This is a genomic window from Flavobacterium sp. N502536, assembly GCF_025947345.1.
Lineage (GTDB): Bacteria > Bacteroidota > Bacteroidia > Flavobacteriales > Flavobacteriaceae > Flavobacterium.
On the sequence record NZ_CP110011.1, the window covers coordinates 4,750,369 to 4,773,397 of the forward strand.

Genomic DNA, 23,029 nt, shown 5'->3' on the forward strand with positions numbered 1-23,029 from the left:
TTCTGAGGTGCTAAGGTTCTAAGTTTTTTTTCTATTGCTTTACAGTTGGCAGGCCTGAATACCAGTTGACAATTGAATCTTTCAGAATGTTGTCTATCGTATATTTTTCTGCCTCTTTTTTCTCAAGCTGATGCGACCACGAAACTCTTTTTGCAGACGAAGCTCCCTCGCCTTTGCAATTGTATTCGGCATAAAAAGCTGTTTTTTCCGCTTCGGGTTTCGACCAGTTTTCCCATCCTTCCGGTCTGATATGTTTTGCCATATCGCAATCGATATACACCGTTTTGGCATAAATACGCCAGGGTCTGCCGAGATAAACTGCCGTTGCTGATGACGCTGCTGTAAGTCTGCAATTTTTAAAAACAAATCCAAAAGCAGTTCCTTCGGGCGTTGAAGCAGCAGTAATATAGGAGTTTTTAATACTGTGGATTTCGCAATTTTCAAATAAGGCAGTTGCGCTTCCAAAAATAAAATCAGTGGTTCCTTCAATGTAACAATCTTTGATATACTGTTTGGCTTCTTTCCCTGACAGGTATAAGGTATCCTGATTTCCCAGAATATTACAGTTTAAAATCTGTACCCGATTGGCTACAACAGACAGTGCAATCGCCTGACCATTGTCGCCCGAAGCATTTTTGATCGTTAAATTTGATGCCGAAAAATCATCCCCTTCCACCAAGACCGTGTAGGTATAAAAAGTACTGTTTCTCCCCGTATTAATTTTGGAAAAATTATCATCAAAAACGATCACTGTGTTCTCTTTACTTTCACCAATTAGTGCCAGCTGTGTATTCCATTCCGGGATTCTGATTTTTTCATTGTACGTTCCGTTTTTCACAAAAACAGTGATTTTCTCATAGGGAAATGACGGGGCAGCATTTATAGCGTCCTGGATTTTTGTGAAATCACCTGAACCGTCTTGAGCGACCGTAATGAAGTTATTCTTTTTTTTTTCCAACGGTTCTTTAGCTGAAACTTTCAGTCCGTTTTTTGCCGCCCAGGCCGGATATTTTTTAAGTACTTCTTTGGGTGCATCAGAATACCAGGAATAACCGTTTCGTCTTTCAGCACCAATCTCTTCTAAAGATTTTTTCCTGATTCCGTCACGATCGCAGAAAAAGGGTACGTTGGTCGAAAGATCCATAAATCTTGCCCAAATTGGAGCCGCATTTTGTGCTACGATCATTTTTTTGTCAATGATTTTTCCATCCTCATTTAAAATACGTTTTTCTTCAAGATTGGTGATTTTTGTTTTTTCAAACCAGGCCTGCGCGCTTTGCACAGCCGTTATAATTTGCGGTGAAGGCTTTTCTACTGCCATTAAAAGCAATACAATCTTTGCCGATTCAGAACCACTTAACGACGCCAATTCGAATGCTCTTGCATTTGCTGGCGCAAGAGTAACTTCATCGTGCTGTGCACACCAGGCAGTTAAAACACCATTTTGCCTGTACTGTGTTTTTAAAATACAGTCGATTCCTTTTTCGAAAGCTGCTTTCGCTTTTTCAACAATTGCTTTAGCCGGTTTTATACTAAAATAATTCGTTTCCTCACTCACTTGTTTTATGGTGTTCAGGATGTTTACCATAGAGTCGTCATTGTAGGTGATGTGCGTGTAATAGCCTTTTTTTAAAGGATAAAACTGAGGCCATCCTCCATTTTTGTATTGCGCATCCAGCAGGTACTGCAATCCCTTTAAAAAAGATTCCTGGTAGCGATCGTCTTTTACCTGCGCGTACATTTTCGACATGAAAAGCATTTCCTGACAAGTCGCTCCGTTGTCTGTCGTTGTTTCTGCAGTTGTTTTTTTAAGTGCAAGCAACTCCTTTTTCTGCTCCGGCGTTAACTCTTTCTGCATCTGAATGTTCTTAGGCCAGCCGCCTATATCCCTTTGATACAGTAAAACATTCTCTGCTATTTTTTTTGCTTCATCGGTACCAAACCAGGCTGCATCGCTTTTCCGAATAATATCCGGCCAGTTTTTATAGCTGTTCTGTGCCTGAATACCAAAGCTCAGAACCATACCAAAAAACAATAGGATATTTTTTAACTTAATCATTTTAAAATTTTATTTGTTACTATCATCCCATTAAACCCGACAGGTTTTAGAAACCTGTCGGGTGGTTTTATATTATCTGTTTAATTCGACAGCTGCCAGAATAAACGGTCCGGTCGCTTTAGGATCGTTGTCTTTTTTCTTTTCGTTCACATAGTAGTTGTACGAACCATCACGATATGGATTACCACCTAAACCTGCCACCTGACAGGCTTGTGTAAGTGTAATTCCACCATCAGCATCTACCTTTATCAATTGTTTGGTCAAACCGTCAAAAGCTTTATTGGCCAGACTTTTGTATTTTGCAGGCAGGTATCCTTTATTGGCTCCTTTTGCAAAAGCATAAGCAAACATGGAAGATCCGGAAGCTTCAAGATAGTTTCCTTCTGCACCGCCTTTGTCTGTAACCTGATACCATAAACCGGATTTGTCCTGATATTTAGCCAAAGCTGCCGAAACACTATTGAAGTATTTTACCAGTTCTTTTTGTTTTGGATGATTTTTAGGGAAATAATCAAGCGCATCAACCAATGCCATCGCGTACCAGCCTAAAGCTCTGGACCAAAAGTTTGGAGAAGTTCCGTTTTCTTTATTCGCCCATGGCATTGCTTTGCTTTCATCCCAACCGTGGTACAACAATCCCGTTTTAGGATCTGTGGCATGCAATTGAATTAACTCAAATTGTTTCGCAACATCATCAAGATTTTTTCCTCCTTCAAAAGTAACGGTGTATTGCGCATAAAATGGTTCTCCCATATACAAACCGTCCAGCCACATTTGGTTGGGATAGATTTGTTTGTGCCAAAATCCGCCACTTGCTGTTCTGGGCTGTTCTGCCAATTGTTTGCGTAATAATTGAAGTGCTTTTAAATATTTTTCTTCCTTAGTAGCAGCATAAGTTTGAAACAGCAAACGTCCCGGCACAATTAAGTCAATATTGTACTTGTCTAACTCATAGGTTTTAATGGTTCCATCGTTCTGAACCAAAGTATCCACATAACTTTTTACATAAGCCGCGTACCTTGGATCCGGATTCTTTTTGTACAATTCTGCAATAGCATGTAAAACCAATCCATGAACATAATCCCATTTTGGTGTTTTCGAATCATCAATTTTATAACTTTCAGGATGGCGTTTCATTAAAGTCAAAGTCATTTTATCGGACCATTTTAAATCTTTACCAATGACAATTTCTTTTTTTGACGTTTCCTGAGAAGTCACTTTACAGCTTGTAAAGGCCATCAGACAAACTAAAGCCACTGCTGTAAAACAACCTTTCGTTCTATTATTTTTCATTTTTAAACTATATTTTAGATTCTACTATTTCTCCAATTCTAATGCACTGAGCAAAAAGGCTGCAAGTGCTGGTGAGCTATTATCCTTTGTTTTGCTTTTGATGTAATACTCATTTGTTCCGTCCCGAAATGGTTTTCCTCCTAAACCAACATTCGAAGATACCTTTGAAATAATGATTTGTCCCTGACTGTCTTTGCTTACAAATTCTTTCAGATAGGCCTCGAATGATTCTTCTGCCGTCTTTTTATATATCGGTTTCAGGTATCCTTTATTCGCTCCTTTCGCTAAAGCATAAATAATCATAGCCGAGGCCGAAGATTCTAAAAAATTCCCATTCATTTCAGGCTTATCTACAACCTGATACCACAAACCTGACGCACTTTTATGCTGCCCGACACTTTTTGCAATTTGATTCAGATCTTCTGTCAGCGCTTTATATTTTGGATGTGTTTTTGGATAATACTCCAAGGTTTCAACCAAAGCCATCATATACCAGCCAATGCCACGTCCCCAAATGGTTGGTGAAGTTCCTGTTTGTGGGTTTGCCCAAGCAATTTCTTTGCTTTCATCCCAAGCCTGATAAACCAATCCTGTTTTTTGATCCACTAAATGTGTCTGTACCAATTCAAATTGCTTTGCAATATCGTTTAAAGCTTTACCATTTTCAAATCTAACCGTATACTGGGTGTAAAAAGGTTCGGCCATGTACAAACCGTCAATCCACATTTGATTGGGATAAATTTGTTTGTGCCAGAATCCGCCACTGGCTGTTCTGGGCTGGCTTTCAAGCTGTTTTCTTAATTCCTGCAATACTTTCAAATAACGTTTGTCTTTTGTTTCGTCGTACAGCTTAAACAGTAATTTTCCGGGATTGGCACAATCGATATTGTACTCATCCCACTCATATTTACTATTATTTCCATCGGCATCAATCAGTTCGTCTGCATATTCTTTGATGTAATTAAAGTATTTTTTATCGTTTGTTTTTTGATATAATTTTTCAAAAGCCGATAATACCAATCCCATTTTATAATCCCATTTGGGCTTTTCGGTGCCATCGATCTGCCAGGCTTTCGGGTATTTATCTAAAATAGTAAGTGCTGTTCTTTCCGACCATTTTAGATTATTGGGCAAGGCGCTATTTTCATGTGTCTGTGCTATTGTTTTAATACTGATTATCAGCAACAAAACAATAAAGTTATTCTTTATAAAAGTCGGTTTAAGCATAAAATTATATTCTTGCAGTTGATGTTTTTTTGCCACAGATTACAACGATTAAAATGGATTAAGCTAACTTGTGTTTTAAATTGCGAATATTTTTCTCTCGCAGATTATGCAGATCATGCAGATTTTTTAATCTCTAATCCTTTAATCTGTGGCTTATTTTTTAACACATAGAAACATAGTTTATAAGGGCTAAAAAAGGTGTTTTACTTTTATCTCAAAACACATTAGCTATGTATGTGGATGCTACTGTGTTTAATTTTTTCTCTCGCAGATCTTGCAGATTATGCAGATTTTTTAATCTCTAATCCTTTAATCTGTGGCCTATTTTTTAACTACATTTTACATTCCACATTTCACATATCACATCTTATATTCTACATCTTCCCCTTTCTATTCAGCACCTCTAGCTTTTCATCTAAATATTTTACAAATTCTTCTTTCGATTTAACTCCGTTTTGTTCTTGTTCCCAGGCGCCTAAAAGGTAAAAAGAAGTCGCTTTTGTTGTTGGTTTGAATACCAAAAGATAATCTAAATCTGTATCCGGGGCACTCTCAATTGTGTTAATTTCATAAAAAATAGCCATTCCTAACTTATCCGGAACTAACGACTGCTGCCCGTATGTTGCCAAATAAGCCCATTTTTTATTTTTGCTTTCTTTTTTAAGAAGTTCTGTGTTTTTCTGCTTTACAATTCCGGTGCAAATTCCCTTAATTTCTTTGGATGCCTGAATGGTATGTTTTGTATACAGTTCGTTTGGTTTGATGGTCAAAACAGATGTGAAATCGATTTTATCAGAGGCGGTTTTCCAACCATAGTATTGCACTTTTACACCCGATTCATTGGTTTTGTTTACTACTGTTGCAATGGTAGAATCCACTTCATGGAAATGTAATTTTTCATTGTTTAAATAGCGGTCTATTGAACCAATTCCGATTCCCTTTCCGGCTTTCAGAATATCAGCACCCCAATCGCTCATCTCGTGATACGAATCAAAGTTATCCTGTCCCACTTTTGGCAGAATAATTTCTGCTGTTTTTTTTCCAAAAATGTCAATCGCATTTCTCCAATCTAAATACAAACGATATCCAATGCGGTTATTTTCCCAACCCGGTCCTTCGTAACGAATATCAAATGAGTGATCGGTATGTTCCGGTGACAATTTGAGTCTGTCAACATTTTTAAATGCTGTTCCGCCAATGTATTTACGACCTTCCCACTTTCCGTCTGTTTTAGCAGATATTTCGGCATAGGTTTTAGCGGTTTTTAGATCCTGTTTCTGCGCATTAACTGCTGTAATACCAACTAAAAGTAAGGTCGCTAAGGTGATTTTCGTTTTCATTTTTATTGTAATTATTTAAATACTTTGTTTAAAAATTGTGTGGCATAATAAACCGTTTCATCCAACCACGGCTGAAAAAACCAAAAGGAATGAGGTGAATTCTGAATTGTTCTGACCTCATTGTAAATTTTATGCTGATTCAAAATCGCAATCATATCGTCTCTGCCGGCATGAAACCGATCAAAACTACTGTTGATGAACAGTATTGGCGGTGTATTTTTATCCGTATGCCTTAACGCTGATGCCTGCTCCCAATTCTCAGGATTCTCCTGATAGGTTCCATTTAACCAAAAAGCTGCCATTTCTCCTTCTTCCGACTCGGGATGTTTAAATGCTAAAATTCCGTCTACATCAAGTATTGCCTGTACTTTTGACGAAGATGTACTCTTGTTCCGAGGATCTTCAAAAGCCAGATTCTCATTTGTTGTACCAATCAAAGCTGCCATCTGACCTCCTGAGGAGCATCCTAAAACGGCAATTTTATCCGGATCTACATGGAATTTTTTCGCATTGTCTTTTACAAATTTAATTGCATTTTTTACATCATAAATCGCTTGCGGATACTTTGCTTCCGGTGATAATCTGTATTCGATTGCAAAACACGAATATCCTTTTGCGCTTATTGTCTGTCCTAAAACCTCCAGCTGCTTTTTATTCCCGGATTTCCAGCCTCCCCCGTGAATCAGTATGACTCCCGGATTTGCCTCTTCACCTTTATTCCAATAGGCGTCCAGATGTAACTCTTTCTTTTCAATTTTATCATAGACTATATCCTCTATTTGAAGAACATTTGCCTTTTTGACTGCTTCCGCTATTTTTATAAACGGATATTTCTTAATTAGTTTGGCATAAGTACTTTTTATGGTATAGGAGCTATCAACAGCATAGTGATTTTGTGCCAGCATGACCTTCGAAAAAAGCAATAAAACAATCCCTATTCTTTTCATTTACCTGCTCTGGTTTTTAGTTAAAAGGAGTCCGATTCCGGGTCGAACCCCTTTTTAACTGCCTCAAAAAAAAAAAAACGAACCTCAAAATTTTTAAACTACTAATTATAAAAACCTGTTAATAAGCCGGGTTTTGAGGGTAGTTTTTACTTCTGTTCAAATCTAATGCTGACTGAGGGATTGGTCTTAATATTTTAAGATTGCCATTTTGTCCGCTAAAGACGTTTGCATTTGTGATTTTAGGATTGTATAAAACGGCTCTTTGCACTAAGGTACCGGTACGTTTCAAATCGAACCAACGGTGGTACTCGCCTAATAATTCTCTTCCTCTTTCATCTAATATGGTGTTGATATCGATGGTGGTCATTACCGGAATTGCTCCGACTACTCCACCACCCGCTCTTCTTCTTACTTCGTTTAAACGTGCTAAAGCTGTCGCAGGCTGACCGGCTTTAAAGTAAGCTTCGGCGGCTACTAAATAGGTTTCTCCAAGTCTTGCTACAATAAAATCACGGCTACTGCTTCTGTTGGTTGCCGGTGTGATCGGTGTGGTGTTGTAGTTTGCGCTGGTTGCACCGCTATAAGGAGCATTTGGATCGTCAAATTTACGAACCGGAATCAGGTTGTAGTCACCACCTGAAGCTGCTGCTGAAGAATAGGTTCCCCAATTGTGATATCTGAAAGTTGCTGCATTTGCTTTTCTTGAAGCATTAGCAGTATTCCAGGCTGCTCTATCGGCCAAAGTAAACCAACGAGGCTCGTAAAAATCTGTAATTTTTAATGCCGTTTTATCGGTTACCGTATAAAAATCATAGTATCTGCTATAGATTTCTGTCATGAAGGTATTCTCCCAACGTTTATCGCCCTGCTCATACAACGATAATGCGTAAACTGTAGGGCAAAGTGTGTAACTTCTGTTTGGATAAGGATTGCCTGCCGCCGCTGCTCCTAAATACGAGCTAAACCAGTAGTTTTGTGAACTTCCCAAAGCTGTTGGACCAGTAGCATTTGAGGCTACAGAAAACTGAACAGAGAAGATCGTTTCGGCATTCATTTCGTTTCCTGGTTTTACTACGTCGGCAAAAGAAATATTAAGTGGCTGTCCCGCAATTACCTGATCGGCTAAATTGGCCGCAGTTGTAAAATCTGCCGCAGTTCCAAAAGTTTCATAACCTTTGGTCAAATATACTTTTGCCAGTAAATCCTGAACAGCTCTTTTATTAATTCTTCCTGTGTAGGCGCCAGTAGCCACTGCAGGTAAGGCTTCGTTAAGATCTTTTAAAATTTGAGTGTATACTTCTTCTGCCGAATTTCTGTCGAAAGAAGTCACAGCAGTGTTGATATTTTCCAATACAACAGGAACACCTCCGTAAGTCTGAACCAAAAGAAAATAAGCGTTTGCTCTTAAAAATTTAAGTTCTCCCACTCTTGTATCTACGGTACTTGCTTTTTCAGTAAGGGTAGAATAGTACAGTCCTTTGTTAGCTTGCTGAATGGCCATGTAACAGGTTCTGTATAACAAATCTACACCCGCAGAAGACGAAGAAAGGGTTAAATATTTAGCCAGTCCTTCCGGTTCCTGATTTCTTCCTTCAGAGTACATATCGGTACCTGCTTCAAACAGCCACGGATCACCACCATAAATGTCTTTTAAAGTTGCATAATTGGTGTTTACCAAAGACTCAAACCCGGGTGCCGTAAGAAAATATTGTTCTGCCGAGCCGAAGGCACGATTGTCTTCCTCTATAAAATTGGAGCACGAATTTAATGTCGTCACCAGTATTCCTAAAACTATTAGTATTTTTTTCATTTTTCTTACTTTAAAATTTTAAACTTAATCCCATCTGAACCGTCATTGTTGCTACGCGATTTACCGCTAAAGCTGCAGTTGCCCATTCAGGGTCATATCCTTCATAATTTGTAAATACAAAAGGATTCAACACATTCACATAAAGTCTTAAACTTTTAATTTTTAATTTACTCACCAAATCCTGATCAAAACTATAACCTAAAGCAATGTTTTGCACTTTTACAAAGGATGCGTCTTTATAAAATGCTACGTTATTGGTATCGTAGTAAACACCCGCTCCACGCGGTAACGGATTTGTGTTTGAATACTGGGCAGGCAGACCTGCACCATTAGCCGGAACATACCAATCGCCAAGATCAAACTTCTGACGTCCTCTATCGGTAACATCGGCAAAGTTGTCGTGGAATCCGCTAAATACAGTCATTCCCTGATTGGTGATCAAAGACATCGACAAGTCAAATTGTTTTACTTTTAAAGTGGTAGAAAAACTTCCGGACCATTTAGGATCGTAGTTTCCTAAAATAGCTCTGTCGTTATTGGCATCAATTTTACCGTCGTTGTTCAGGTCTTTTACTTTTGCTTCTCCCGGTTTCTGACCGTAAGTAAGTGCCTGTGCTGCTTCGCTCTCCTGCCATACACCATCAAAAACATAGTTGTAATAAGAGTGAACATTTTCTCCGATAAATAAGTTATTTCCAACATCACTTACCTGATCTTGTCCGTAAATCGATTCGAGTTTGTTTACGTTTTTAGTAAAAGTAAAACTCGTTTCCCAACTCACATTTTTAGTCTGAACATTTTTAGTAACCAAGGCAACCTCAATACCTTTATTTCTGATCGAACCTACGTTAGAGGTAATAGTTGGCACTCCAATTTCCAATGGAAGTGCTTGTTGAAACAATAAATCTTTTGACAAACGATTGTACACATCCACACTACCAGAGATTCTGTTATGAGCAAATCCGAAATCTAAACCTAAATTCACCTCTTTTGTTTTTTCCCAGGTCAGATTTGTATTTCCTAAACTTGAAGCCGTGTAACCATTTGCGATGGTACCGTTGAAATCATAATAAGTAGGATTTTTTAAAACACTTAAACTTGAATACGGGCTTACGTTATCGTTTCCTGTGTACCCAATACTTCCTCTTAGTTTGAAATTAGAAACAAAATCTAATTTTTTCATAAATCCTTCTTCATGAACATTCCATCCTAAAGCTACAGAAGGGAAAGCCGTCCATTTATTATTTTCTGCTAAAACTGATGATCCGTCATAACGTACCGAAGCGGTTAACAAATAACGTCCCTTGTACGCATAATTGAAACGGGCGGCATACGATTCTAAAGTGTTTTTAGAGTACGGTGTGAATACTCCCGAAGGAATTAATGCGATCGTCCCGGTTGATGGTGTCAAGGAGTAAGTAGACTGAACTCCTGAACCTAAATTGTAAAAACTGGTTTCAAAAGGGTTTTCTCTTGAGGCTGCAAAGTAAGTTTCGGTAGTATTAGAGTAGAAACTCTGAAGTCCTAAAAAGCTAAAAACGTGGTCTTTGTTTAAAGTATAGTTAATGTTAAACTGGTTGTCCCAGGTATAATTAAAATTGTTCAGATTCGTTACGTCACCGGATGGTAAACTTTTGTTTTTAAGACCAAAATCGGTTTGAGCGCCAAATGATCTTCCTTCTCTGGCATCCATTTTTCCTGCTGAAAAAGTAGATCGGAACGATAACCAGCTGTTGATTTTATATTCTCCAAAAATATTCCCGATAGTGGTGAATCTTTCTATTTCATCTGCCGAATTTGCAATTTCTAAAAGCGGATTATAAGAACCCGTTTTGTTAATCGCCAAATTTCCGTTAGGATATCTTAATGTCCCCGGTTGCTGCGCATAAGTTCCCACAATTTCATTACCGGCAGCATCTATAGCCCAAGGCGACGTATACGGATTTTGTCTGAACGCTTCCTGCATGGCCGTTGGACTCCCTAACTGTTCGGAAGTTTTAGAAATGGTAAGGTTTACTCCAAATGAAATTTTATCGTTTACCTTATGATTTAAACCCGCTTTAAAATTGTACTTATCAATTCCCTCATTGTCAATTACTCCGGTTTCTTTCTGAGCTCCCAGACCAATGTTGTAAGACAGTCCGTTATCAGCACGACCCGAAACATTCAGATAATTGTTTTGTGTCATTCCGCCTTTAAGAACTGTATCCTGCCAGTTATAGCTTTGATTTTTAGCTACTCTCTGAAACAAAACAGGGTTTGTACCTGCCTGACCTACAGCTGCATTCAATTCTGAAGCATCAATATCATTATAGGTTGGATTTGTAGCTGAAATAGTGGTTGCCAAAAATGCCGATTGATGGTAATACCACCATTTTTCAGGACTCATTAGTTTTGGTAATCGTACGGCCTGTTTGTTACCGTAAGAGCTATCAAATGTAACAGTTACACCCGACTTAGCACTTGTTCCGCTTTTGGTGGTTACAATGATAACCCCGCTTCCTCCTCTTGAACCATAAATTGCAGCAGAAGAAGCATCTTTCAATACATCCATTCTTGCAATATCCTGCGGATTCAGGAAGTCAATATTGTCACTAGGTACACCATCAACCACAAAAAGCGGTTTAGAACCATCTTTATTGATCGAGTTTGTTCCTCTGATCACCACATTAAAACCGTCTCCGATTCGCCCACTGTTTGAAGTTACCTGAACTCCGGCAATACCCCCCTGAATGGCTTCCATTGGGTTCGTCACGTTTCTTTCGGTTATTTTAGCTGCCGATAAGGTATTGACAGCCCCTGTAAGATCTGTCTTTTTTGCTGTACCATACCCTACAACCACCACTTCATTAAGTGAGTTCGATTGTTCGGCAAGGCTAACATTTACTTTCGATTTTCCGGCAACACTCACTTCCTGCGTCTGAAAGCCTAAGTAGCTCACAATTAAAATAGCTTTGTTACTGGTGACATTTATTTTAAAACTTCCTTCAAAATCTGTAGAAGTTCCATTTTTAGTTCCTTTTTCCTGAATGTTTACACCTGGCAATGATAAACCCGCAGCATCTGTAATTTTCCCCTCTATTGTAGTCGACTGCCCATAAGTGGCGGTGCTCAACAGAAAATTCAGGAAAAATAAAAATACAAGACTGTATTTTATTTTTTTCTTTAATAATGGTCTGATATTCATAATTTTTTAAAATGGTTTGGTTAATTGATAGTTTTTGTTTTATAAGTTATTCTACTTTTTTTTCATTGATATAGGTATTCATAAATTTGATGTTCTTTACATTTTTGAGCAGGTGTACGGAGTCTACTTTTTGAATGACTACGTTTTTAAGCGTGATATTTTCAACGGGAGATTGTGCATAACCTTCTGCCCAGACTCCATATTTTCCCCCATTTTTCACTTTTACATTTTCAAGGCTTATGTTTCGGATGGTCGGAATAAAGTTGCCCGTTTGTGATCCGTAGACGTTGTAAAACATGTTTAATTTTAAAACACATTCTTTTACAGTTCCGACTTCAAGATTTCGGACGTATACATTTTCAATAATGCCGCCTCTTTTTGAATTGGTTTTGATCCGGATGGCGCGATCCAGATTGGGGCTGTCCATGACACAGTCTTCTACAAAAACATTGTTGACACCGGCCGATATTTCACTGCCAATTACAACTCCGCCATGCCCGTCGATCATTTTACAGTTCTGAACAATAATATTCTTACTCGGAATGGCAATGCGTCGGCCATCGGCATCTCTTCCTGCTTTGATTGCGATACAATCATCACCGGTATTAAACGTGCAGTTTTTGATGAGTATGTTTTGCGAATATTCGGGATCACAACCGTCATTATTAGGTCCATGACTGTTTACGGTAACGCCGTCAATAATGATGTTCATGGATTTTAGAGGATGTAAAATCCAAAAAGGAGCGTTTATAATCGTAATGTCTTTTACCAGGACGGTATTGCATTCAAAAAACTCAATAAAATTAGGACGCAGGTAACGTCCCTCTCCAAAAATTCTTTCGGGAACCGGAACTCCTTTTTCCGCCATATCTACCAAAACCTCACGGTTCTGCGGGTCATTTTGCGATGGAATTCCTTTTTTCCAGCCGTAATCCTTACCTCCTGACCAAATCCACCAATTGGTGTGATCAGCTTGTCCGTTTAAAGTTCCTTTACCGGTTATGGCAATATTGGTTTTGTTCTTTGCATAAATAAGAGGGGAATAATTCATCAGCTCGGTTCCTTCAAATGAGGTATGAACTATAGGATATTCATTTGGATGGATACTAAAAAGAATTTCAGCATGATCGTCCAGATGCAGGTTTACATTGCTTTCTAAATGAATGGCACCCGTTAGATACTTCCCGTCAGGAACCAGTACTTTTCCACCTCCATTCTGAGCACATGTTTTTATCGCTTTTTCAAAGGCTAAGGTATTTGATGTTCTTCCGTCGGCCACCGCTCCAAAGTCTTTAATATTATAAGTCTTATCCGGAAAACGGGTTTCGGGAATGCTGTTAACGATGGCCTCTTTCTCTTTCCAGCGATCCGATTCAGAAACTGCCAAAACCTGCTTCCCACAAGACAGCATAATGATTCCTGCTGCCGCCGCCATTAAAACTGATTTAAATACTAAAACTTTCCCTGTAGTCATTTGTATGATATTTTTGGTTTGATTTCCAAAACAATGCAATTATGTAATCGATTACACGAAAGTAAAAAATAAGTTCCAATGCACCAAATTTATTTGAAAATTAATTATATATTTAATTTTTATTCCGAATTATAATTACACTTAATGTAAAAAAACATATAATTTATTAGCATTGTGCAACCGAAATCGTTTTAACTATAAATTATGGTAATCGATAACAATTTGTGTAACGTTATAAAAAAATATGTATTTTTGTCAGAGATTAATTTGAAAAAACATTTTTCATGAGCGAAAAAATAACCATTTACGATATTGCCGAAAAATTAAATATCACCGCTGCTACTGTTTCCCGGGCGTTAAACAACAATCCGAAAATAAAAGAGAGCACACGTGAGTTGGTTATTAAAACTGCGGCTTCAATGAATTACAAGCAGAATAAGCTGGCGCTCGCCTTAAAAAGCGGCCGTAGTAATAATATTGGCGTTATCGTTCCGCGTATCGACAGCAACTTTTTTGCTTCGGTAATCAGAGGAATCGAAGAAGAACTTCATCCGCATGGCTATCAGGTTATTATTTGCCAGACGCACGAAAGTCCGAAAAGAGAAAACGAAAATCTATATACTTTAATAGACGCTCAGGTGGATGGCATCATCATGTCGGTTACCGATGTCACGGGAGAAAACGACGGTGCTTTTCAATATGTCTTAGAAAAAAATGTTCCGTTAATCTTTTTTGACAGAAGCAAACATATTGACGGTGTAAGTTCCGTAACGATCAATGATTTTAGAGGCGGTTATTTGACAACCAAACATTTGATCGACGAAGGCTGCAGGCAAATTGCACATTTGTCCGGAGATCAGTCGCTTGAAATTTTCAAGAACAGGTTCCTCGGTTACAAGCAGGCCTTACTGGATAGTGGAATCCCTTTTAATGAAGCGTACGTTATTCCGGTTAAAAGTACGGTTGATCACGGAAAAGAGGCTGTTGATCTTTTGCTTCAGCTGGAAACTCCTCCTGATGCGATATTCTCATCAAGTGATTTTGCTGCTTTAGGCGCTATTCAGGAGTTAAAAGAAAGAAACATCAATATCCCGAAAGAATTTTGTGTAGCCGGTTTCAGTAACGAACCTTTTACCAAATTCATGGAGTTATCGATTACCTCTGTAGATCAGTCTCCTTTAGAAATGGGGAAAATGTCTGCACGTGTTTTTCTGGAACAGGTTGATAAAACCGAGACTATTAAAATCGAAAAAAAGGTCGTTCTTGCTCCGGAATTACACATTCGTAAATCATCGTCAAGAACAAGCTTTTAATTTTTTATTTTACCATTAAGACATTAAGGCAAATTAAGTTTTTGCCTTTTTTCATCTAAAGATTAAGTGAATTAAGCTCTGTAATTAACCGGCTTGCTATAACTACCATACTACTTAATGAAACTTAATGTCTTAATGGTTCAAACAAAAAAAACTCACTGTTAAGTGAGCTTTTTTTTTACAATACCTTCTTTTATTAAAGTGAAACTCCTCTTTTCCAGGGAATAAAATCGTTTTGATTTAAGATTGCTGCTTTGGTTTTAATGATACCACTGGCAACATCGATGATAAATTCCAACATTTCGTCGGCCATTTCGTCGATCGTTTTTTCTCCGGTGATAATTCCGCCGGTATCAATATCAATGATGTCGGACATTTTTTTAGCCAGATCTGTGTTGGATGAAATTTTCACTACCGGTGCGATCGGGTTTCCTGTTGGAGTTCCCAAACCTGTCGTAAACAATACCATATTAGCTCCTGAACCTACCATTGCTGTGGTACATTCAACATCATTTCCAGGTGTACAAAGCAAAGTTAATCCCGGTTTTGAAATGTATTCACCATAGTCAAAAACACCCGTAATTGGTGATGTACCGCCTTTTTTAGCTGCTCCTGCCGATTTCATCGCATCGGTAATCAATCCGTCTTTAATATTTCCCGGAGAGGGGTTCATATCAAATCCTGAACCGGCATCTACCACCGTTTTTTCGTACCATTTCATCAATTCCAGAAAACGCTCTCCTCCTTCATCTTCCACGCAACGATTTACTAGTTCCTGTTCTACCCCGCACAATTCAGGAAATTCCGAAAGAATGGTAGTTCCTCCTAAAGCAGCCAGTAAATCTGAGGTTACTCCTAAAGTCGGGTTAGCCGAAATTCCGGAGAATCCGTCTGAACCACCACATTCCAAACCAATTTTTAGTTTTGACAAAGGTGCCGGAGCTCTTTGTACTTCATTGGCTTTTTTAATTGCTTCAAAGGTATCTTTTACCACACTGCTCAACATGGTTTCGATGGTTCCGATTTGCTGTTGATCGTAAATCAAAACCGGTTTTTTACTGTTTGGATTTATGGCATCTAAAGCATCTTTAAAAATCTGAATCTGCAGGTTCTGACAGCCCAAACTCAAAACCGTTGCCCCCGCCACGTTTGGATTGTTTACATAACCCGCCAACAATTTGGCCAGACTATGCGAATCCTGACGAATACCGCCACAACCACCTTGATGCGTGATAAATTTTACTTCGATGTTGTTGAATAAATTGGCTTCATTTGAAGCGGCTTCATTTCCCGCACCACCCGTTTCTGATTTGACCAAAGAACGAAGCAACAATTGATAATCGTTTTCCTTCGGTTTCATTAGTTCTTTCTCGAAAATATCTTTTAAAATTTCGATGTTTCGGTTCTCACAAAATACCAATGGAAAAAACAACCATACATTCTCTGTTCCAACTTGTCCGTCTTCTCTGTGATAGCCCATGAAAGTTCTGTCTTTCCATTTGTCAATATTAGGAGCTGTCCAGCCAATCGTTTCTGTTTTTCCGGTTACCTTATCACTTTCATGTTTGACATTTGCTGTAGAAAGCAAACCTCCTTTTTCAATTTTGGCACTGGCTTTCCCCACCAAAACACCGTACATAATAATCCTGTCTCCTATATTAAAAGGAACCATCGCGATTTTATGTTTCATTTTCACATCACTCTCCACAGTAACAGCCGAACCTTCAAAATCAATCACCTCACCAGCTGAAAGATTCACTAAAGCTACCGCTACGTTGTCAGTAGGATGAACTTTTATTAGTTTTTTTTGCGTTGCCATAACTAAACTTTCTGAGTTATCTTGTTTATTTGTTTTTGAAAATTGGCGAAACCATTTTCAACTCCATTTGCATCAATTTCTTCCAATGCCACTGCAATTGCATTTGTTAATCCCGGCAGCAGGGTTAAATCCTCGTCCCAGAAATTTTTATTTTGCAAAGTCAGTCGCGCTATTTTTTCATAATCATCCGATTTCCAAAGACTTTCAAAAAAAGAAACAATATCCTCACTGTCATTAACCGGCAAGACCTCTCCTTTCCATGTTCCTTTGTAGAAACGAATTAAAGCCGCAAATGCAAATGTTAAATGAACCGGAAGTGTCTGATGAATCGCTACATAACCTGTCAAACTAGGTAATACCCTTACTTTGAATTTTGAAACTGAATTTAATGCAATGGACGAGAGTAAATGCTTGATAAACGGGTTTCTGAAACGATCCAGAATTTCTTCAGAGAAACTGGCCAATTCTGCTTTGTCCATGTTCAAGGTCTCATTAATCTCCTCAAAAACAGCTTTGTTTACAAAAGCTCCCGTAAAGGCATTATCAACCGTTTCTTTAACTGTTTCGTTGCCATAAAGCATTGAAAAAGGAACCATAGCGGTGTGTGCTCCATTCAGAATTCTAACCTTGCGCGTACGATACGGCTGCATGTCTGCCACGATTTTCACATCTAAAGCGGTTTGATCAAACGGAAGTTTTGCTTTTAGCTGATCATCTCCTTCAATCACCCATAAAAAGAAGCTTTCGGCACTTACAATCAAATCGTCTTTATAAGTTAACTGGCTGTTGTATTCTTCGATCTGGTCTTTAGGATAACCCGGTACAATTCGGTCTACCAAGGTATTATGAAAAGAACAGCTGTTGGTTAACCACGAAACAAATTCTTCTTCCAGTTTCCAATCGGCGCAATATTTTAAAATAATTTCTTTTAAAGTCTCTGAATTGTAATTGATTAATTCGCAAGGAATAATCGTTAAAGCTTTATCTGCCGCACCGCTAAAATGTTTGAATCTTTCATACAAAAGCACTGTTAATTTAGCCGGAAATGAAACCGGTGGCTGCATCGTCAACTGATCGGATTCGATGTACTCGATACCTGCTTCGGTTGTATTTGAAATGATAAAAGTCAATTCTTCTTCTTTGGCTAAAGCCAGATATTCCTGAAAAGAAGTGTAAGGATCCACTGCTTTCACGATATTGGTAATCAATTCTTTCTCCTGAATTTCTTCTCCTTTTTTAACGCCCTTCATAAACAGGGTATATAGTCCGTCCTGAGCATTAATCATGTTCACCAAACCTCTGTCGATAGGCTGTACTACGGCAATTCCCGCATTAAAACCAGCTTCCTGATTTAATTTTTGAAAAGCGTATTCGACAAAGGCTCTTAAAAAGTTACCTTCTCCAAACTGAACTATTTTTATAGGAAGTTTTTCTGAAAAACCTGAGTTTACTCTGTTTATTTTTTCCATTACTTTTCTCTTAAAGTGTTATAAATAACCACATTTAATCTCTTACTTTCGCTCCTTCACTCGTCTTGTAAAAGAAACATTACGCTTGTGTGAGGAAAACAAATCTTGCTGTGAGGATTCACAAAATTTATTTATCAAGCGTAATGCTCAATTACAATTTCTAAAATCTAAAAAAACGCATGTTAAATAAGGATTGGCATGATTACTCCTTATTTATTTTTAATATTTTTTATGATCTCAAGAACCTGACTGACTTTTGTTTTTAGTCCGTCAAAATCATTGTTATCCAATATGTCTTTTGAAATTAACTGTGACCCGATCCCAACACAGGTTGCTCCTGCATTAAACCACGAAGTCAGACTCTCTACTGTTGGCAAAACTCCGCCGGTAGGCATAATGTTCGTCCACGGGCAAGGGCCTTTTATAGCCTTTATAAATTCCGGTCCGTAAATATCCCCTGGGAACAGTTTTACGATTTCGCATCCTAATTCTTCGGCTCTTGCTATTTCCGTCAAAGTTCCGCAGCCCGGAGACCAAAGCACTTTTCGGCGATTACAGGCGATTGCTATATCTTCTCTAAAAACGGGTGTTACGATAAAATTTGCTCCTAAACTCATGTACAACGAAGCCGCAGCCGCATCTGTAACAGAACCCACACCAAGCATCATTCCCGGTAATTCTGCCAAAGCATATTTGTTTAAAGCGCCAAAAACTTCATGAGCAAAATCTCCCCGGCTTGTAAACTCCATTAATCGTGCGCCTCCATCATAACAGGCTTTTAATACTTTCTTGCTTATTTCGATATCTGAATGAAAAAATAGCGGAACCATTCCATTCTCTTTCATCGTTAAAGCCACTTCAATTCTTGAATATTTTGCCATATTTAAATCAATTATCTGGATACTAATCCGGCAGAATCACCATCTATTATATTTTCAACTTCTTTTAAGGTTACCAGATTATAATCTCCGGCTATGGTATGCTTTAAACAGCAGGCTGCCACTGCAAAATCTAAGGCCCGCTGATGGTTATTCTCATATTGTTGCAATCCGTAAATTAGACCTCCCATAAAAGCATCTCCGCTTCCTACCCGGTCTACAACTGAAGTCACTTCTTTTACGGCTGCCTGATAAATGGCTTTTCCGTCAAACAAAATTCCGCCAATTCTCTGGTGTGAAGCGCTTACAGAATAACGCAGGGTTGTTGCTACTGTTTTTAAATTCGGAATCAAATCAAACAATTTGCGATACAAAACCGGAAGCGATTTCTCCTCCTGATAATCCGGATTGACTTTCGGAATTCCAAGCATAAAATAAGCGGTATCAATATCTCCTAAAATAACATTGCAGTATTGCAAAAGCTCCGGCATTACATCGGCTGGCGTTTTTCCATATTGCCATAATTTTGATCTGTAATTCAAATCACAGGAAATTGTAATTCCCAACTTATGAGCCGCTTTCACTGCTTCTAAACAGGCTTCGGCAGCACTTTGGGAAATTGCCGGCGTAATTCCGCTCCAATGAAACCAGCTTGCCCCTTCGAGCACTTTCTCCCAGTCAATCATTCCTTTTTCAATAGTTGCCATGGAGCTGTGTGCACGATCATAAACGACATTACTGCCGCGTGTTCCTGCACCGGTTTCCAGAAAATAAATCCCTAAACGTTCGCCTCCATACACTACGTTACGGGACTCTACATTCATTTTTCGCATTTCTTTTAAGGCCGAAACCCCAATTTCATTCTCGGGTAATCTTGTTACAAATTCTGCATTGATACCATAGTTTGCCAAAGACACACAAACGTTAAATTCGCCGCCTCCATATGTAGCACCAAATGCTGTAGCTTGTGAAAAACGCAAATGCCTTTCGGTCGACAAACGCAACATGATTTCCCCAAATGCAACTACTTTATTCATATTTATTATTATTTTTTTTGCCACAGATTATTATGATTAGAAAGGTTTTAAGCCTTGATGCTAAAACTCTTTCTTCTCACACTTCACATTTCACTAAAAACCGAAATATTCTTTTGCGTTGTTATACGAAATATCAGCCACTAATTTTCCAATCCATTCCATATCGTTTGGAAGCTCACCGCGTTGAATTTCATCTCCCAGAAGATTGCATAAAATACGTCTGAAATACTCATGTCTCGGGAAGGACAGAAAGCTTCTCGAATCTGTCAGCATCCCTACGAAACAGCTGATTAACCCCATATTGGAAAGAGCATTTAATTGTTTCGTCATTCCGTCTTTCTGATCTAAAAACCACCAGCCTGATCCAAACTGCACTTTTCCTCTGACACTTCCGTCATTGAAATTCCCAATCATGGTTGCCATGACCTCATTATCAGCCGGATTTAGGTTGTAAATAATGGTTTTGGTCAATTTATCCTGACTGTCCAGGGCATTTAAAAAACCGGATAGTTTTTGTGCCTGCGGATAATCTCCTATAGAATCCCAACCGGTGTCCGGTCCTAAAATTCGGTGCATACGGGCGTTGTTATTTCGCAATGCTCCTAAGTGAAACTGCTGTACCCATCCAAACTCATGATAGGTTTCGGACAAGAATAACAATACAGCGCTTTGAAATTTTAAAATTTCTTCGGGGCTTAAAATTCTGTTTTCTCTTTTCTTTTTGAAAATGGTGTTGATTTCACTTTCTGTAAAATCTTCAAAGTAAATCTGATCCAGACCATGATCGCTCAGTTTACAGCCATTTTGATTGAAAAACTCAATTCGGTTTCTTAAGGCACTGCACAAATCTGTGTAGGTGTGTATTGCAACTCCGGACACATCCCCTAATGTGTCCAGATATGCATTATAGCCATCATTAGAAATTAAGATCGCTTTATCAGGTCTGAATGCTGTACTCATTTTGGTTCCGATTGGATTTTTGGCCAGTTTCTGATGAAACTCCAGGTTATCAATAGGATCTTCGGTGGTACAAACCAATTCAGCGTTTACTTTTTTAAGCAGGTTTTGTGTGCTGTAGGCTGGAGAATTAATTTTCTCCGTGGTTTCGATGTATATTTTCTCCGCCGATTTTTCATTCAGCAAATCATAAATGTCAAAATAACGGGCCAGTTCTAAGTGTGTCCAATGATACAAAGGATTACGCATGGTATACGGAACTGTTTTCGCCCAGTTTAAGAACTTATCTTTGTCGGAAGCAGTTCCGGTTACAAACTGCTCGTTAATTCCTAATGTACGCATCGCGCGCCATTTGTAGTGATCTCCGTTGATCCACACCTTTGTAATGGTATCAAAAATTTTATCTTCGGCAATAAACTGCGGGTTCAAATGGTTGTGGTAATCTATGATGGGCTGATTTTTAGCGTAAGCGTGATACAACTCTTCAGCAAATTTATTTTCAAGTAAAAAATTATCGTTAATGAAGGTATTTAAACTCATGTCTGTTTAATATAATTGAACTAATTATTCGTTTGACGGCTTGCCAATTGTTGCCAAAATTCCACCATCGACATACAAAATATGACCGTTGACAAAGTCACTGGCTTTTGAAGATAAAAATATAGCTGCTCCTGCTAAGTCACTGGCTTCTCCCCATTTTGCGGCCGGCGTTCTGCTGATGATAAAATCGTTAAACGGATGCCCGTCAACGCGGATCGGTTTGGTTTGCTCGGTAGCAAAATAACCCGGGCCAATACCGTTGATCTGAACATTGTGTTTGGCCCATTCGGTAGCCATATTTTTGGTTAGCATTTTCAAACCGCCTTTTGCAGCAGCATAAGCTCCTACTGTACTGCGGCCTAACTCACTCATCATCGAACAAATGTTGATTATCTTGCCTCGTCTTCTTTCAATCATTCCTCTCACCACGTGCTTTGATACAATAAACGTACTTACCAGATCGATATCGATAACTTCCCTAAAATCGGCGACTTCCATTTCGATCAGCGGAATCCTTTTGATGATTCCGGCATTATTGATCAGGATATCAATGGGACCCACCTCATTTTCAATTTGTCGAACGGCGGCAATCACTTCCATCTCATCGGTTACATTAAATTTATAACCCACTGCATGAATTCCCTCTTTTTCAAGTTCGGCTACAGCAGCATCAATTTTTTGTTGAGAAGAGTTACCGTTTATTACAATTGTTGCACCTGCCTCACCCAATCCTTTTGCCATTGCCATTCCCAGTCCGTGTGTACTTCCTGTGATAAGGGCAACTTTTCCTTTAATATCAAACAATGAGTTTACCATATTTTTTATCTTAAATCGGTGATTTTACACACATCCATATCTCCATAATCTAAATTCTCACCGGCCATTCCCCAGATAAAAGTATAATTACTCGTTCCGGAACCGGAGTGGATGGACCAGGGCGGTGAAATAACGGCCTGATGATTGTTCATCCAAATATGTCTTGTTTCCTGAGGCTGTCCCATAAAGTGGCAAACGGCCTGATTTTCGGGAATGTCGAGATAAAAATACACTTCCATTCTGCGATCGTGTACGTGCGCCGGCATGGTATTCCAAACACTTCCGGGTCTTAACTCGGTCATTCCCATCTGCAACTGGCAGGTGGTTACAACACCTCCAATGATCATTTGGTTTACGGTACGGTGATTGGCGGTTTCCATAGTACCCAATTCCAGTTTATTGGCTTCCGCCAAACTTACTTTTACCGTTGGATAGGTAGTGTGGGCCGGAGCCGAATTGATATAAAACTTTGCAGGGTTCTTACTGTCATCGCTTTTAAAGATTACTTCTTTGTTACCACTTCCGATATACAAAGCATCTTTAAAATCCAATTCAAAAGAAACTCCTTCTACTACTACAGCTCCCTTACCTCCTACATTGATGATGCCTATTTCTCTTCTTTCCAGAAAATAACCTGCTTTAAGCGGATCGATACTTTCTAAAGTCAGATCCTTTAACGGAACTGCCGATCCGGCTATGTATCTGTCATAATGAGAATAGGTTAATACAATCTCATCTTCCTGCATCAGGTCATCAATTAAAAATTCATTTCTCAATTCCTGAGTATCATACTTTTTTACCGCTTCGGGGCTTGACGCGTATCTTGAGCTATATTTTGTCATAATTTTATTTTAATGTAATCG

At 38.7% G+C, this 23,029-nt stretch carries 16 protein-coding genes; 1 reads left to right on the top strand and 15 read right to left on the bottom strand.

The genetic code is table 11. The features are described 5' to 3' along the window. Nucleotides 1–31 precede the first annotated feature (31 nt). The 8 genes from pelA to OLM61_RS19885 form a co-directional block, all read right to left on the bottom strand. The gene (pelA, locus tag OLM61_RS19850; RefSeq protein ID WP_264524322.1) at nt 32–2,059 is read right to left on the bottom strand and encodes a pectate lyase; all 2,028 of its coding nucleotides are present in this window, start codon (nt 2,057–2,059) and stop codon (nt 32–34) included. 72 nt (nt 2,060–2,131) lie between these two features. Then, on the bottom strand, nt 2,132–3,352 hold the full coding sequence (locus OLM61_RS19855) for a glycoside hydrolase family 105 protein (protein ID WP_264524323.1): 1,221 nt from the start codon (nt 3,350–3,352) through the stop codon (nt 2,132–2,134). A 24-nt stretch (nt 3,353–3,376) separates the two neighbouring features. Continuing rightward, nucleotides 3,377–4,579: a glycoside hydrolase family 105 protein gene (locus OLM61_RS19860; protein WP_264524324.1), complete on the bottom strand. Its 1,203-nt coding sequence runs from the start codon at nt 4,577–4,579 to the stop codon at nt 3,377–3,379. A 374-nt stretch (nt 4,580–4,953) separates the two neighbouring features. Next, the gene (locus OLM61_RS19865; RefSeq protein ID WP_264524325.1) at nt 4,954–5,919 is read right to left on the bottom strand and encodes a DUF4861 domain-containing protein; all 966 of its coding nucleotides are present in this window, start codon (nt 5,917–5,919) and stop codon (nt 4,954–4,956) included. Nucleotides 5,920–5,930: 11 nt separating this feature from the next. Then, nucleotides 5,931–6,866, bottom strand: coding sequence for an alpha/beta hydrolase (locus tag OLM61_RS19870; protein WP_264524326.1), 936 nt, complete (start codon nt 6,864–6,866; stop codon nt 5,931–5,933). Nucleotides 6,867–6,984: 118 nt separating this feature from the next. Next, nucleotides 6,985–8,676 carry a RagB/SusD family nutrient uptake outer membrane protein gene (locus tag OLM61_RS19875; protein WP_264524327.1) on the bottom strand — a complete coding sequence of 564 codons (1,692 nt, stop codon included), beginning with the start codon at nt 8,674–8,676 and terminating at the stop codon, nt 6,985–6,987. A 10-nt stretch (nt 8,677–8,686) separates the two neighbouring features. Further along, nucleotides 8,687–11,863, bottom strand: a complete 3,177-nt coding sequence (locus OLM61_RS19880) for a SusC/RagA family TonB-linked outer membrane protein (protein WP_264524328.1) — start codon at nt 11,861–11,863, stop codon at nt 8,687–8,689. 46 nt (nt 11,864–11,909) lie between these two features. After that, nucleotides 11,910–13,337 carry a glycoside hydrolase family 28 protein gene (locus OLM61_RS19885; RefSeq protein WP_264524329.1) on the bottom strand — a complete coding sequence of 476 codons (1,428 nt, stop codon included), beginning with the start codon at nt 13,335–13,337 and terminating at the stop codon, nt 11,910–11,912. Nucleotides 13,338–13,621: 284 nt separating this feature from the next. Between OLM61_RS19885 and OLM61_RS19890 the strand changes: the two genes are divergently transcribed. Next, on the top strand, nt 13,622–14,650 hold the full coding sequence (locus OLM61_RS19890) for a LacI family DNA-binding transcriptional regulator (protein WP_264524330.1): 1,029 nt from the start codon (nt 13,622–13,624) through the stop codon (nt 14,648–14,650). Nucleotides 14,651–14,846: 196 nt separating this feature from the next. Here OLM61_RS19890 and OLM61_RS19895 read toward each other — a convergent pair whose 3' ends face one another. The 7 genes from OLM61_RS19895 to kduI all read right to left on the bottom strand — a co-directional run bounded on the left by OLM61_RS19895 (nt 14,847) and on the right by kduI (nt 23,008). Further along, nucleotides 14,847–16,469, bottom strand: a complete 1,623-nt coding sequence (locus OLM61_RS19895; RefSeq protein WP_264524331.1) for a UxaA family hydrolase — start codon at nt 16,467–16,469, stop codon at nt 14,847–14,849. A 2-nt stretch (nt 16,470–16,471) separates the two neighbouring features. Next, the gene (locus OLM61_RS19900; protein WP_264524332.1) at nt 16,472–17,938 is read right to left on the bottom strand and encodes a tagaturonate reductase; all 1,467 of its coding nucleotides are present in this window, start codon (nt 17,936–17,938) and stop codon (nt 16,472–16,474) included. 209 nt (nt 17,939–18,147) lie between these two features. Then, the gene (locus OLM61_RS19905; protein ID WP_264524333.1) at nt 18,148–18,819 is read right to left on the bottom strand and encodes a bifunctional 4-hydroxy-2-oxoglutarate aldolase/2-dehydro-3-deoxy-phosphogluconate aldolase; all 672 of its coding nucleotides are present in this window, start codon (nt 18,817–18,819) and stop codon (nt 18,148–18,150) included. Nucleotides 18,820–18,830: 11 nt separating this feature from the next. After that, nucleotides 18,831–19,853: a sugar kinase gene (locus OLM61_RS19910; RefSeq protein WP_264524334.1), complete on the bottom strand. Its 1,023-nt coding sequence runs from the start codon at nt 19,851–19,853 to the stop codon at nt 18,831–18,833. Nucleotides 19,854–19,946: 93 nt separating this feature from the next. After that, the gene (gene uxaC / locus OLM61_RS19915) at nt 19,947–21,350 is read right to left on the bottom strand and encodes a glucuronate isomerase (protein ID WP_264524335.1); all 1,404 of its coding nucleotides are present in this window, start codon (nt 21,348–21,350) and stop codon (nt 19,947–19,949) included. A gap of 24 nt (nt 21,351–21,374) precedes the next feature. Continuing rightward, a complete protein-coding gene (locus OLM61_RS19920) occupies nt 21,375–22,166 on the bottom strand; it encodes a gluconate 5-dehydrogenase (RefSeq protein ID WP_264524336.1) in 792 nt (263 codons plus the stop codon). 5 nt (nt 22,167–22,171) lie between these two features. After that, nucleotides 22,172–23,008: a 5-dehydro-4-deoxy-D-glucuronate isomerase gene (gene kduI, locus OLM61_RS19925; RefSeq protein ID WP_264524337.1), complete on the bottom strand. Its 837-nt coding sequence runs from the start codon at nt 23,006–23,008 to the stop codon at nt 22,172–22,174. Between the last annotated feature and the right edge of the window lie 21 nt (nt 23,009–23,029).